The 12,280-nt window shown below is 76.6% G+C and carries 15 protein-coding genes; 8 read left to right on the top strand and 7 right to left on the bottom strand.

All coding sequences use genetic code 11. The features are described 5' to 3' along the window. Positions 1 to 27: 27 nt before the first annotated feature. On the bottom strand, positions 28 to 1,308 hold the full coding sequence (locus tag Cph01nite_RS05180; protein ID WP_203671770.1) for an MFS transporter: 1,281 nt from the start codon (positions 1,306 to 1,308) through the stop codon (positions 28 to 30). Then, positions 1,305 to 1,910, bottom strand: coding sequence for a helix-turn-helix domain-containing protein (locus tag Cph01nite_RS05185; RefSeq protein WP_203671771.1), 606 nt, complete (start codon positions 1,908 to 1,910; stop codon positions 1,305 to 1,307). The genes Cph01nite_RS05180 and Cph01nite_RS05185 overlap by 4 nt, the downstream gene beginning before the upstream one ends. Positions 1,911 to 1,992: 82 nt before the next feature. On the opposite strand from Cph01nite_RS05185, the gene Cph01nite_RS05190 reads away from it, so the two are divergent. After that, complete coding sequence (locus Cph01nite_RS05190; RefSeq protein WP_203671773.1) at positions 1,993 to 3,003, top strand: BUD32 family EKC/KEOPS complex subunit; 1,011 nt, start codon at positions 1,993 to 1,995, stop codon at positions 3,001 to 3,003. A 53-nt stretch (positions 3,004 to 3,056) separates the two neighbouring features. Here the strand turns inward: Cph01nite_RS05190 and Cph01nite_RS05195 are convergent, their stop codons facing one another. Both Cph01nite_RS05195 and Cph01nite_RS05200 read right to left on the bottom strand, forming a co-directional pair. After that, positions 3,057 to 3,671, bottom strand: a complete 615-nt coding sequence (locus Cph01nite_RS05195) for a hypothetical protein (RefSeq protein ID WP_203671776.1) — start codon at positions 3,669 to 3,671, stop codon at positions 3,057 to 3,059. 116 nt (positions 3,672 to 3,787) lie between these two features. After that, positions 3,788 to 4,651, bottom strand: a complete 864-nt coding sequence (locus Cph01nite_RS05200; RefSeq protein WP_203671777.1) for an aldo/keto reductase — start codon at positions 4,649 to 4,651, stop codon at positions 3,788 to 3,790. 150 nt (positions 4,652 to 4,801) lie between these two features. Here Cph01nite_RS05200 and Cph01nite_RS05205 point away from each other — a divergent pair, with 150 nt between their 5' ends. Both Cph01nite_RS05205 and Cph01nite_RS05210 read left to right on the top strand, forming a co-directional pair. Beyond that, complete coding sequence (locus Cph01nite_RS05205; protein WP_239069042.1) at positions 4,802 to 5,401, top strand: VanZ family protein; 600 nt, start codon at positions 4,802 to 4,804, stop codon at positions 5,399 to 5,401. 58 nt (positions 5,402 to 5,459) lie between these two features. Continuing rightward, entirely contained in the window at positions 5,460 to 6,335 is an 876-nt protein-coding gene (locus Cph01nite_RS05210) for an alpha/beta fold hydrolase (protein WP_203671778.1), read from the top strand. Between the two features lie 22 nt (positions 6,336 to 6,357). Here Cph01nite_RS05210 and Cph01nite_RS05215 read toward each other — a convergent pair whose 3' ends face one another. Together Cph01nite_RS05215 and Cph01nite_RS05220 are read right to left on the bottom strand one after the other, a co-directional pair. After that, on the bottom strand, positions 6,358 to 7,164 hold the full coding sequence (locus Cph01nite_RS05215) for a Nif3-like dinuclear metal center hexameric protein (protein WP_203671779.1): 807 nt from the start codon (positions 7,162 to 7,164) through the stop codon (positions 6,358 to 6,360). Positions 7,165 to 7,217: 53 nt separating this feature from the next. Beyond that, on the bottom strand, positions 7,218 to 7,574 hold the full coding sequence (locus tag Cph01nite_RS05220; protein WP_203671780.1) for an ArsR/SmtB family transcription factor: 357 nt from the start codon (positions 7,572 to 7,574) through the stop codon (positions 7,218 to 7,220). Positions 7,575 to 7,656: 82 nt separating this feature from the next. On the opposite strand from Cph01nite_RS05220, the gene Cph01nite_RS05225 reads away from it, so the two are divergent. The 4 genes from Cph01nite_RS05225 (at position 7,657) to Cph01nite_RS05240 (ending at position 11,225) form a co-directional block, all read left to right on the top strand. Continuing rightward, entirely contained in the window at positions 7,657 to 9,060 is a 1,404-nt protein-coding gene (locus Cph01nite_RS05225; protein ID WP_203671781.1) for an FAD-dependent oxidoreductase, read from the top strand. Beyond that, the gene (locus Cph01nite_RS05230; protein WP_203671782.1) at positions 9,057 to 9,578 is read left to right on the top strand and encodes a GNAT family N-acetyltransferase; all 522 of its coding nucleotides are present in this window, start codon (positions 9,057 to 9,059) and stop codon (positions 9,576 to 9,578) included. The genes Cph01nite_RS05225 and Cph01nite_RS05230 overlap by 4 nt, the downstream gene beginning before the upstream one ends. 74 nt (positions 9,579 to 9,652) lie before the next feature. After that, on the top strand, positions 9,653 to 10,597 hold the full coding sequence (locus tag Cph01nite_RS19220) for a cold-shock protein (RefSeq protein WP_203671785.1): 945 nt from the start codon (positions 9,653 to 9,655) through the stop codon (positions 10,595 to 10,597). A gap of 88 nt (positions 10,598 to 10,685) precedes the next feature. After that, positions 10,686 to 11,225, top strand: a complete 540-nt coding sequence (locus Cph01nite_RS05240) for a hypothetical protein (RefSeq protein ID WP_203671787.1) — start codon at positions 10,686 to 10,688, stop codon at positions 11,223 to 11,225. 1 nt (position 11,226) lies between these two features. Here the strand turns inward: Cph01nite_RS05240 and Cph01nite_RS05245 are convergent, their stop codons facing one another. Next, positions 11,227 to 11,598: a DoxX family protein gene (locus tag Cph01nite_RS05245; RefSeq protein ID WP_203671789.1), complete on the bottom strand. Its 372-nt coding sequence runs from the start codon at positions 11,596 to 11,598 to the stop codon at positions 11,227 to 11,229. Between the two features lie 206 nt (positions 11,599 to 11,804). On the opposite strand from Cph01nite_RS05245, the gene Cph01nite_RS05250 reads away from it, so the two are divergent. Continuing rightward, positions 11,805 to 12,257, top strand: a complete 453-nt coding sequence (locus Cph01nite_RS05250) for a hypothetical protein (RefSeq protein ID WP_203671791.1) — start codon at positions 11,805 to 11,807, stop codon at positions 12,255 to 12,257. The last annotated feature ends 23 nt before the right edge of the window (positions 12,258 to 12,280 follow it).

A 12,280-nucleotide genomic window follows, 5' to 3' on the forward strand; every position in this document is an offset into this window, starting at 1 on the left:
CTCCCCGGACGTCGGGCGCACCGCACCCTACCCAGTGGCGCGGGACTCGTCAGCAGCGACGTCACGCGGGCCAGGCCCGCGCGGCTGCCCGCGGCCGGCCCGCGACGCCAGCACCGCGGAGGCCGCGAGTCCCGCCGCGCACACCGCGACGAGGACCCGGTGGTCCACGACGTCGACGAGGGAGGCGGCGGTCAGCGCGAGCGCGAGCTGCGGGACGTGGAGCACGAGGGCGCCGGCCGCCTGCACGCGGCCCTGCAGCGTCGGGGGCGTGCGGACCTGGCGCTCGGTGACGAACCCGACGACCGCCCACGTGACGCCGGCGCCGATCGCGCCCATGCCGACGACCACGCCGACGACGCTCGTGCCGAGCAGCGGCACCACCCCGGCGGCGGCCAGGAGCAGCGCCCCGGCCACGAGCCGCGGCGCGCCCCACCGCGCGAGCAGCCGCGCGGCCGTCAGGCCCGCGACGACCGCGGTGGCCGCCTGCGCGCTCGTCAGCGGGCCCAGCATCTCCGGCGGCAGGCCGAGGGACCGGTCGAGCACGGCGAAGGCCACCCCGTTGATCATCCCGGTGACGCCGAACCCGAGACCGAGGGCGAGCGTGAGCGTCCCGAGGGGCGGTGTGCGCCGCAGGTGACGGAAGCCGGCCGTGACGGCGCGACGGAAGGGCTCGCCGTGCGGCTCGGGCGGCGTCTCGCGCACCCGCAGCCGCAGCGCGAGCAGCGCGGCGACGGCGAACGCCACGACCGCGGCCACGACGAGGGGGAGCGGTCCGGCGAGCGCGTAGACGCCGGCACCGAGCACGGGCATCGTCAGCCGGAACGACTGGTCGATCGTCGTCAGCCTCCCGTTCGCGGCCCCGAGCGCGGCGTCGGGCAGCAGGTCGCGCAGCAGGCCGGACTGCGCGGCCGCCGTCGTGTAGCCGACCGTCGCGTACACGACCGTCACCGCCAGGACGAGCCAAGCTCCTGCCGGGCCGCGCACGGCCAGGAGCGGCAGCAGCGTGAGCCCGCCGACGGCGTAGGCGCCCGCCAGGAGCCGGCGTCGTGACGTCCGGTCGACGACGTGCCCGATGACGGGCGTGAACAGCGCCGGCACGCCCAGCGAGGCGAGCGTGAGGCCGGCCAAGGCGTCCGAGCCGGTGAGGTCCTTGACCCAGACGGCGAGGATGAGGGTGAGCAGGGAGTCGGCGAGGTTGGCCGCCGTCCAGACGCCGGTGAGCAGGCGCATGTCCCGGCTGCGCAGCGCGGCGCGCGCGGGGGCGGGCCCTGGGTCCGGCGCCGTCGACGGCTCGGGGTCGGCCGTCACCGGTCGACGTCGGGGGTCAGCGCCGCGAAGAGCAGGGCGTGCCGCGCGGCGGGGGGCCGGGTGGAGGGGTCGTCGGAGCGGCCGGCGAAGCGCTCGCCGATCCGCTCGAGCTCGGCGGCCAGCTCGCGCAGCTCGTCGTCCGTGGCCCACAGCGAGGAGCGCTGGAAGCTGCTGGCCTGCAGCCACCGGGGGTCGAGCCGGGCCGCGTCGTCGAGCCACCGGTGCAGCCGGTCGGTCTCACGCTCCAGGCTCAGGCGGGCGACCTCGGTGACCGCGCGCAGGGTCTCGGGTCGGTCGGGGTCGTAGCGGCTGTCGCGGCGCCGGGCGGAGCGCCACGGCTTCTCCCGTCCTCGCCGGGCGCCGGGCTCGACGTAGCCCCAGCGGGCGAGCGTGTGGAGGTGGAACGCGCACCCGGCGACGGACTCGCCGGTGAGCCGCGCGCACTGGGTGGCCGTGAGCTCGCCCTCGGCGTCCAGGAGGTCCAGCAGCTGCAGCCGCAGGGGGTGGGCGAGCGCGCGGATGCGCTCGGGGTCGGAGGACGACCGCTCGGTGGTCTCCCGGGTCCCGGCCGTCGCGGGGTCGGGCGGCACGCTGCTCGTCATGGCCGCGATCCAACTACATCAAGAAGTCTTGATCAAGAGGTGTTGATCAATGGCTGAGCCGCGGGCGGGGCAGGATGGCACGATGCTCACCGCCCGCCGCGCGCGGCACGCCCTGGTGTCCACCGCGCTCACCGAGCTCGCGGACGACGACCTCGCGGCACTCCTGCAGGCCGCGCCCGCCGGCGCCGTCGGGGTCGGCGGCGGAACCTGCGTGCTCGACGTCGAGGGCGTGGCGGTGTTCGCCAAGCGGATCCCCCTGACCGACCGCGAGCTGGCGCACCCCGGTGCCACGGCGAACATGTTCGACCTGCCGACGGCCTGCCAGTACGGCATGCACCCGCTGGCCGGCCCGGGGTTCGGGGCGTGGCGCGAGCTGGCCGCCAACCTCTCCACCACCGAGGGCGTCCTCGCCGGGGAGTCCGGGTGCTTCGCGCTGCTGCACCACTGGCGGGTGCTGCCCGGGCGCCCACCGGTGCCCGACGAGCACCGCGACGTCGAGGCGGTGGTCGCCCAGTTCGGCGGCGACCCGGCCGTCCGGACGCGGCTCGCGGAGCTGGCCGGCGCGCGCTCCAGCCTCGTCCTGCTCCTCGAGCACCTCCCGCGTCCCCTGCTCGACTGGCTCGACGAGGACCCGCTGGGGCGCGCCGAGCAGCTCGAGCGCCAGCTGGCGGAGGTCGTCGGGTTCCTCCGTGGCCGTGAGCTGCTGCACCTCGACGGGCACCTCGGCAACCTGCGCGTCGCCGACGACCGCATCCACCTCGTGGACTTCGGCCTGGCGACCTCGCCGCGGTTCGACCTGTCCGCCGCCGAGCGGGCCTTCGTCGCGCGCAACGTCGACCACGACGCCGACTACGCCGCGATGAGGCTCGTGAACTGGCTGGTCACGACGGTGTGCGGGGTGCCCGTGCCCCCCAGCGGCGGCCCCGCGGAGCGCAACGCGTACGTGCGCCGGTGCGCGACCGGTGACGTCCCGCCCGACGTGCCGGAGCCCGTGGCGGGCATCCTCGCCCGGCACGCGGCCGCCGCAGCCCGGATGAACGACTTCTGCTGGCGCCTCGTCGCCGGCGAGGTCGACGCGCAGTACGGCACCTGACCCGGCTCGCGCGGACGGGCCCGGGTGGTGCACCCGGGCCCGTCCGCGGACCGTCAGGCGGCCGGCGTGACCGCCGACCCGTCGGTCGAGGCACCGCTCGCGTCACCGCTGCCCTCGCTGCGGGGGCCGCGCCCGGACCGGCCGGGGCGCGCCTCCTCGACCAGGGCCGCGACCCGCTCGGGCAGCGCGGCGATCTTCTCGTCGGCCTCGGCCTGCGTGAGGTCGCCCTCGGCGACCTTCTCCTGCAGGCGCTCGGTCCGCGCCTCGACCAGGGCGTCGACCAGCGCCGACGTCGGCACGCCCTGCGCCGCGGCGACGTCGGCGAGCGTGGTGCCCTCCACGTCGAGCGCCGTGCGCAGCTCGTCGGACGTCATGCCCAGCGCCGTCGCCGCCGCCGTCAGGTCCAGGTGGTGGCCGCCACCGTGACCGCGACCGCCGCGCAGCGCGTCGGACCCCTCCAGGGTGGTGGCCACCTCGTCCGCCTGCGACGACGTGAGCGTCCCGTCCTCGACGAGGCCGGACAGCGCCTCGACGATCGCCGCGGCCCGGGTGCTGACGGTGCCGTCCGGCGCGGTGGCGGCCGACGAGGGCGCCGCCAGGGCGGCGACGCACGCGACGGTCAGGGCACCGGCCGCACCGGCGGCGGCGATCTTCCTCGTGATCCTCATGGTCCGTTTCCTCTCCCGGCCGGGACGTCCCCGACCTCGCGGACCACCCTCGGCGGCGCGGCTGTGCCCGCTCTGTGACGAGCGTGTCCCCGAGCCGTGAGTCGCGACGGCTGTGCTCAGGCCGTCGCGTCGAGCAGGCCCAGCTCGTCCGCGGTCAGCTCGAGGTCGGCCGCCCGCACGGAGTCCTGGATCGACGCGGGCCGCGAGGCCCCGGGGATCGGGACGACGACGTCGGCCTGGGCGAGCTCCCACGCGAGCGCCACCTGCTGCGGGCTGACGCCGTGCGCGTCGGCGACCTGGGCGAACGGCGCGAACGTGTCCCCGAGGTCGCCGGCCCGGGCGATGCCACCGAGCGGGCTCCACGGCAGGAACGCGATGCCGAGCTCCGCGCACAGGTCGAGCTCGGCCTGCGACGACCGGAACGCGGGGGAGTACTGGTTCTGCACGGCCGCGAGCCGCCCACCGAGGATGTCCTGCGCGAGGCGGATCTGCTCCGGGTTCGCGTTGGAGATGCCCGCGAGGCGGATCGTGCCCGCGTCGAGCAGCTCGGCGATCGCGCCGACCGACTCCTCGTACGGCACGGCCGGGTCGGGGCGGTGGAACTGGTAGAGCCCGATCGCCTCGACGCCGAGCCGCCGCGCCGACGCCTGCGCGGCCTGCTTGAGGTACTCCGGCCGACCGTCCAGGGTCCAGGACCCGTCTCCCGGCCGCAGGTGCCCGCCCTTGGTGGCGACGAGGACGCTCGACGCGTCGCCGTGCCACGTGCGCAGGGCCTCCGCGATGAGCTCCTCGTTGTGGCCGACCTCGTCGGCGTGCAGGTGGTAGGCGTCGGCGGTGTCGATGAGCGTGACGCCCGCGTCGAGCGCGGCGTGGATCGTGGCGATCGAGCGCTCGCGGTCGGGCCGGCCCTCGATGGACATGGGCATGCCGCCGAGGCCGACGGCGTGGACGGGGACGTCGGCGATGTGTCGTGTCTGCATGCCTCCATCCCACCCCGGTGGTGCGCGGGACGCACGCGGGCGCGTGAGGCGGACGCCGGGTCCACGTCGAGGGCTCCTCACGAGGCGTGGTCGTAGGCTCGTCCGTCGGCGCCGCCCGTGCGTGGCGCCGGCCCCGACCCAGGAGACCACGTGCCCTACCGCGAGATCCCGCCTCTGCTCGTCGTCGCGCCCGTGACGGTCGTGGCCCTCGCGCTCCTCGTCGTGCGGCTGCGTCGACGGGGTGGGGTGACGTGGCCGCGGGTCGCCGTCGCGGTGGCGCTGTGCGTGTACGTCGCGGGGATCTTCGCGAACACCGTCCTGCCGATCTACCTCGACAAGCCGGCCCGCGACGTCCCGTGGCACGTGTTCCTGCACCTGACGCCGCTGCAGGGCACCGACCCTGCCGACATGGCGCGCAACGTCCTCGTCTTCCTGCCGCTCGGCGTCCTGCTGCCGCTCGTCGCGCGGACGCGCTCGGTGGTGCGGGTCCTGCTCGCGGGGTTCGTGCTCAGCCTGCTCATGGAGACGGCGCAGCTCGTCAACGCCCTCGTGGCGAGCGGCGGCCACGTCGCGGACGTGAACGACCTGCTCGCGAACACGCTGGGCGCGCCCCTCGGCTACGGGCTGCTGCGGCTGGCGGAGCGTGCACCCGTCGTCGCGCGGCTGGTGCACGCCACGACCTGGCCGTCGGCGCCACCGCAGGAGGACCCCGCGGAGCGGTCGTCGGACGGCGCGCGCCGGGCCCGATGAGTTCCGGGCGCGGCGGCGGTCGGCACCTGCGCATCCCCACCCCACCGCGGAGGACCCCATGACCGTCACCACCACGCAGCACACCCTCGACGTGCCCGGCGCGACGATCGTGTACGACGTCCGCGGGCCGCTGCCCGCCACCGACGGGCAGCCGCCCCTCGTGCTCATCGGGCAGCCGATGGACGCCACCGGGTTCGGGACCCTGGCCTCCCACCTCGCCGACCGCACGATCGTCACCTACGACCCGCGGGGCCTGGGCCGCAGCACGCGCCACGACGGCCTGGCGGTGCACGACCCGCTCGTCCAGGCCGAGGACCTGCACGCCCTGGTCGCCGCGCTCGGCGGCGGCCCCGTCGACCTGTTCGGCAGCAGCGGCGGCGCGATCACCGCGCTGGCGTGGGTGAGCGCCCACCCGCAGGACGTCCGGACGGTCGTCGCGCACGAGCCGCCGCTGCTCGGCGTGCTGCCCGACGCCGAGCACGCGCGGGCGGCGTCGGCGCGGGTCGACGCGGCCTACCAGGAGCGCGGCTGGGGGTACGGCATGGCCGCGTTCATCGCGTTGACGTCGTGGCAGGGGCCCTTCCCCGCCGACTTCCTCACCGAGCTGCCGGACCCCGCGGCGTTCGGGATGCCCGCGCAGGACGACGGCTCGCGGGACGACCCGCTGCTGTCCGGCGCGTCCGCCCCGGTCACGGCGTACGAGCCCGACGTCGAGGTGCTGCGGTCCGTCACGACGCGCGTCGTGCTCGCCGCGGGCATCGAGAGCGAGGGCATCATCACGTGGCGGACCACGCACGCGCTGGCCGAGCGGCTCGGCACGCAGGTCGCGGTGTTCCCGAGCAACCACGGCGGGTTCCTCGGCGACGAGTACGGCATGCCCGGGCAGCCCGAGGCGTTCGCGGCGCGGCTGCGCGAGGTCCTCGCCGCAGGGTGAGGGCGGTGAGCCGGCCCGTCGGCTACCGGTCGACGACCCGGTAGTGGTCGGGAGCCACGACGAGCTCGACGGGGACCTCGGGCACGAGGTCGGTCAACCAGCGGTGGTACTCGGCCATGCCCTCCTGCTCGGACGGCACGTGCCCGACGACGACGACCCCGGCGCACACGCCCGCGGTGACCGCGTCCGCCGCGTACTCGCCGGTCTCCCACTCGTGGCCCTCGCCGATCACGGCCACGTCGACGTCCGGCCGCGCGATCAGGTGCCGGTTCAGCGTGAACCCCTGGAACCCGGGCTGCATGCCGACGGTCCGCACGGGCGCGGCGGGGTCGCCCACGTAGCGCAGCGCGCGGGCGCCGAGCGACCGGGCGACGTGCGCCGCGAGCTCGCCGAGCGTCGTGGCGGGCAGGTCGTAGACGCCCGGGTCGCCCGGTCGCTCGGCGTCGAGCCAGCCGAGGGCCCGCGCGGTGCCGGTGAGGATGCCGTCGGGCTCGCGGTCGTGCCAGGCGTCGTGCTGGTGCAGGACGACCATCCCGTGCGCGGCGACGAACGCCGCCTTCGCCGCGTGCACCGGGTCGCCCTCGGCGGCGTAGGTCGCGTCCGACGCGCCGTGGTGGTCGAAGTACAGGGGCTCGTGCGTGATGACGAGGTCGAGGCCCTGCGCCGCGGCGCGCTGCAGCACGTCGAGCGTCGCCATCACCGTCACGGCGATCCCGCGGACGGGCGCGTCCGGGTCCCCGGCGAGGAACCCGTCGACCGTCGTCGGGCGCGCCGGCACCCCCACGTGCGCCGCGATCCGCTCCGCCACCTGCCGCGCCGTCGTCGTCACGGCCGCCACCCTAGCGACCGCGGGGCGGCCCGAGGTGCCGCCCGCACGCGGGGCTACCGCGTCGCGTCGTGCAGGGCGTGCGCGACGTGGGTCAGGGCGTCCGGCACGAGCGCGTAGTACGCCCAGCGCCCGCGCTGCTCGCGGGTGAGCAGGCCGGCCTCGACGAGGATCTTGAGGTGGTGGCTCACGGTGGGTTGGGCGAGCCCGACGGGCTCGGTGAGGTCGCACACGCACGCCTCGCCGTCCTCGTGCGCGGCGACGATCGAGAGCAGCTGCACGCGGGTCGGGTCGCTCAGCGCCTTGAAGGTGCGCGCCAGCCGGCGCGCGGCCTCGGGGTCGGCCGCGGGCCGGAGCAGCGGCGCGCAGCAGGTGCTGGGCGCCGCGTCGTGGGTCAGGGGGGCCGCGGGCATGGACACATCTTGTCATGCATCGGCGGATGTGGATACGTTGCATCCGTCATCCGATCGATGTGCATCAATGCGAGGAGTGGTCATGGGCGAGGTCGCGCGCGAGGGTCTGCCGGTCGTGGTGATCGGGGCCGGGCCCGTCGGCCTGGCCGCCGCGGCCCACCTGCTCGAGCGCGGCCTCGAGCCGCTGGTGCTCGAGGCCGGCGACGCGCCCGGGGCCGCCGTCTCGTCCTGGGGGCACGTGCGGCTGTTCTCCCCGTGGCGCCACGACGTCGACGCCGCAGCACGCCGGTTGCTCGAGCCCACGGGCTGGGCCGAGCCGGACGGTGACGCGCTGCCCACAGGCGCCGAGCTCGTGCGCGACTACCTGGCGCCGCTGGCGAGCATCCCGGCGATCGCGACCCGGCTGCGCACCCGTACCCGGGTGCTGGCCGTGGCCCGCGACGGCGCCGACCGGACGCGCTCGCTGGGGCGCGAGCGCCGCGCCTACCGCGTGCGCACGCTCACGGCGGACGGCCGGGTCGAGGACGTGCTCGCCCGCGCCGTCGTCGACGCCTCCGGCACGTACGGGACGCCCAACCCCCTCGGCTCGAGCGGCTGGCCCGCCGTCGGCGAGCGCGAGGCCGCCTCGTACGTCACCGGGCCCCTGCCCGACGTGCTCGGCGCCGAGCGCGCCCGGTTCGCCGGCCGGCACACCCTGGTCGTCGGCATGGGCCACTCCGCGGCCAACACCCTGCTGAGCCTCGTGGAGCTCGCGGAGACCGCCCCGGGCACCACGATCACGTGGGCGATCCGCGGCGGGTCCGCGCGCCGCCTGTTCGGCGGCGGGTCCGCCGACGAGCTGCCCGCCCGCGGCCTGCTGGGCACCCGGCTGCAGGAGGCGGTGGCGGCCGGGTCGTTGACCCTGGTCACCCGCGTCTCGATCGAGCAGCTCGTGCCCGCCGGCGAGACGGTCCAGGTGCTCGGCCGGGCACGCGACGAGGCCCTCGACCTGCACGTGCACGCGGTCGTCAACGCCACGGGGTTCCGCCCGGACCTCGACATGCTGCGCGAGGTGCGCCTGGACCTCGACCCGGTCGTGGAGTCGCCGGCGCGGCTCGCGGACCTGATCGACCCGAACCTCCACTCGTGCGGGACCGTGCCCCCGCACGGCGAGGCGGTCCTCTCGCACCCGGACGACGGCTTCTACCTCGTCGGCATGAAGTCGTACGGGCGCGCCCCGACGTTCCTGCTCGCCACCGGGTACGAGCAGGTCCGCTCGGTCGCGGCGGCCCTCGCCGGTGACCGGGCGGCGGCGGACGCCGTCGAGCTCGACCTGCCGGAGACCGGCGTCTGCTCCACGGACCTCGAGGCCGACGCCGGCGCGTGCTGCGGCAGCTCCGCCGGTCCGCAGCCGGTCACGCTCGGCGTCGGCGCGGGCGTCGGGTTCGCCACCGGCGTGCTGCACGGCCGCGCGGGCGACGCGGGCGTCGGCCGGGTGGAGCCGTGAGCGTCGCGCTGCGGCCCGCCACCGCGGCGGACGCCGAGGCGGTCTCCGGCATCTACGACCACTACGTCCGGACGTCCACGGCGACGTTCGACCTCGAGCCGCCCGGCGTCGCGGCGTGGGCGGAGAAGATCGAGGGCCTGACCGGCGCCGGGTGGCCGTTCCACGTCGCGGTGCTCGACGGGCGGGTCGCGGGCTACGCGTACGTCGGGCCGTGGCGGCCCCGGCCGGCGTACGCGCACACCGTCGAGGACACCGTGTACCTGGACCCCGCGGCGACGGGCCGCGGCGTCGGCACCCGCCTGCTCGCGTCCGTCCTGGACGCCGCCGCCGCGGCCGGCGCCCGTGAGGTGATCGCGGTCGTCGCCGACGGGGACACCGCGGCCTCGCTCGCCCTGCACCGCCGCCTCGGCTTCGGTGACGCCGGCCGCCTGGAGCGCGTGGGGCGCAAGTTCGACCGGTGGCTGGGCACGACGCTGCTGCAGAAGACCCTGGACGCCGCGCCGCCCGGCGGGCGGTGACGCCGACTCCCGCGCCGGGCCGCCGAGGGGGGACACTGGACCTCAGCAACTGATGCTTCGACGAGGAGTCCACCGTGCCGCAGGGAATTGTCCGCTGGTTCGACGTCGAGCGGGGCTTCGGCTTCCTCGACCTCGGGGAGGGTGCCGAGGACCTGTTCGTCCACGCGTCCGAGATCGTCGGCGACGACAGCCGCAAGGTGCTCCGCGAGGGCCAGGAGGTCGAGTTCGAGCTGGGCGAGGGCGACCGCGGGCCGCAGGCGCGCCGCGTCCGGATCACCGGTGACCTCCCCGCCGACACGCCCCTGGGCGTGCTCGGCACGGTCAGCTGGTACGAGCCCGCCAAGGGCTACGGCTTCATCACCCCGGACAGCGGGGACGCCGAGATCTTCGTGCACAGCTCGGCGATCGTGGGCGGCGGGGTCGTCCGGGAGGGTCAGCGGGTCGCCTTCCTCGTCGTCCCGGGCGAGAAGGGGCCGCAGGCGGAGCACCTGCTGCCGCTGGTCGCGCAGGCGGCCCCGCGCGTCCCGTCCGACGGGGCCGACGGCACGGTGACGTTCTACGACGCGGACAAGGGCTTCGGGTTCGCCACCCCGGACGCCGGGGGCGAGGACGTCTTCGTCCACGCCAAGGCGCTGGTCGGGGCGACGGGGCTGTCCGAGGGTGACCGCATCTCGTTCACCGTCGCCGCGAGCGACCGCGGCCCGCAGGCGCACGACGTACGGCTCGTGGGTGGCACGGCACGGCGTGCGGCTCCTGCCGGGCGCGACCGGGCGGAGCGACCGCGCGGAGCGGCGCCGCGCTCGTCCGGCGCGCCGGCGCGTGCGGGCACCGGCACGGTCGCCCGCTACGACCCCGAGCGCGGCTTCGGGTTCATCACCCCGGACGCCGGCGGCGACGACCTGTTCGTCCACGTGTCCGTCGTGAAGGACCCCGACGGTCTGTACGAGGGGGACCGCGTCCGGTACGACGTGCGCCAGAGCGACCGCGGACCGCAGGCGGACCGCGTCGAGCTCATCTGAGCGGACGGCCCGGGCGGGCCCTGGCCGCACCGCGCTCGCGGGACCATCGCCCCGTGCGTGCCCACGGCGGCCGCGGTGGGATGGGCCGGTGGACGCGGTGGCGCGGGTGCGGTGGGCGGCCGTCGGGGCGGAGGGCCACGTCGCGCGCCGGACGAGCGCCTGGTGGGAGCGCGCCGTGGCCGCGCGCGAGCGCCGCGCGCCGCAGCGCCTGGTCCACGCGGTGCTCGAGGTCGTCGTCGACGGCACCACGACCCGGGTCGACATGGGTCCCACCTGGGGGCGGGACGCGGGGACGCGACGCGTCGTGGCGACCGGGCCGGTCGGGTCGCGGCACCTGGCCAGGTGCGCACTGCTCCGGTACGAGGTGCGGGTGGCCGACGGGCCGGGTGCCGTGCCCGGGGTGCTGCGCGTGAGCCCGGACGTCGCGGTCCCGCCGGACGTGCTCGACGCCCTGGCGGACGTGCCGCGGCGCACCTGGGGCCGCGACGAGGCGGGCGCGGGGGAGATGTGGACGTCCAACTCCGTGGTCGCGTGGGTGCTGGTCCGCGCCGGTGTGAGGTCCGTCGAGCCTCCCGCGGGGCACCGCGCCCCGGGCTGGTGCGCGGGCGTCCGTGCGGCCGGCGGCTGACTCAGAGCGCGTGGGCGCCGAACCGGGCCCACGCGACGAACAGCGCGAGCAGCAGCAGGACGACGTTGACGCCGATCATCTGCTGCTCGCCGCGGCGCGCGTGGACGACGACCGCGCCGACCATGACGACGGCCAGCCCGACGGCGGCCAGGGGCACGAGCACCGGGGCGATGCCGGTGAGCGCGGGCAGCACCAGCCCGAGGCCGCCGAGGACCTCGAGCAGGCCGATGACCTTGATGGTGGCGGGGCGGTAGTCGGCGGCCCACGCCAGGGTGCGGGCGAGCTCGTCCCGGGGCCGGGCGACCTTCATGGCGCCGGCGGCGAGGAAGGCGACGGCCAGCAGGACCTGGACGATCCACAAGGCGACGTTCACGGGTGGTCCCTTCGGCAGGCGCCCGCAGCGGGCGACGGTCAGCGGATGGCGGGGTGGGCGGCGTCCGGGGCGACCGGCCGTCCGCGGGACGGTTGCCTCGGAAAGTGACTATCGTCCTCGAAGGTTTCCGCGTCAAGTGATGTCGCCCGGACGTGTCGGGGGTGCCGTCCTGGCGCGCGGTGGCCCGGGCCTGGGACGATCCCGGGATGCCGTCCGCCTGCGCCCGCGCCACGCTCGTCCCCGTTCTCGCCGGCGGCCTGCTCCTGCTCGCGGCGTGCGCACCGGTCGGTGAGGCCACGCCGCCGGCGTCGACCGCCGGCACACCCGCGGTCACGCCCGCTGCGACGGTCGCGCCGCCGGCCGTCGACCCGACGACCGACGCCGCTGCGCAGCCCGCGGCCGTGCCGACCGACTGGTGCGCCGACCCGGAGATCGCCGCGGAGGTCGAGGCGGCGCTCGCGTCCGGCGTCGAGTCGAACCACAACGGGATGCTCGTCTCACCGCAGGAGATGGGGGCCTCCGGGGGGACCGCCGTCGACGTCGACCGGCAGGTCAGGGTGTGGCGCGAGCTCCCGCCCGCGCAGGCCGCGTTCCAGCAGTGCCTGCGCGTGCGCCAGGGCCAGCCGACCGTGGAGCGGATGCCCGGCGCCCGGTGGTGAGCGCCGGTCGGCGCCCCCGGTCC

The organism is Cellulomonas phragmiteti (genome assembly GCF_016862775.1).
Lineage (GTDB): Bacteria > Actinomycetota > Actinomycetes > Actinomycetales > Cellulomonadaceae > Cellulomonas > Cellulomonas phragmiteti.

Bases quoted from the DNA above. Each gene is read 5' to 3' on its own strand.
- Cph01nite_RS05185 (WP_203671771.1), bottom strand. From the start codon at position 1,910: ATGACGAGCAGCGTGCCGCCCGACCCCGCGACGGCCGGGACCCGGGAG.
- Cph01nite_RS05195 (WP_203671776.1), bottom strand. From the start codon at position 3,671: ATGAGGATCACGAGGAAGATCGCCGCCGCCGGTGCGGCCGGTGCCCTG.
- Cph01nite_RS05250 (WP_203671791.1), top strand. From the start codon at position 11,805: ATGCCGTCCGCCTGCGCCCGCGCCACGCTCGTCCCCGTTCTCGCCGGC.
- Cph01nite_RS05200 (WP_203671777.1), bottom strand. From the start codon at position 4,651: ATGCAGACACGACACATCGCCGACGTCCCCGTCCACGCCGTCGGCCTC.
- Cph01nite_RS05225 (WP_203671781.1), top strand. From the start codon at position 7,657: ATGGGCGAGGTCGCGCGCGAGGGTCTGCCGGTCGTGGTGATCGGGGCC.
- Cph01nite_RS05210 (WP_203671778.1), top strand. From the start codon at position 5,460: ATGACCGTCACCACCACGCAGCACACCCTCGACGTGCCCGGCGCGACG.
- Cph01nite_RS05190 (WP_203671773.1), top strand. From the start codon at position 1,993: ATGCTCACCGCCCGCCGCGCGCGGCACGCCCTGGTGTCCACCGCGCTC.
- Cph01nite_RS05220 (WP_203671780.1), bottom strand. From the start codon at position 7,574: ATGCCCGCGGCCCCCCTGACCCACGACGCGGCGCCCAGCACCTGCTGC.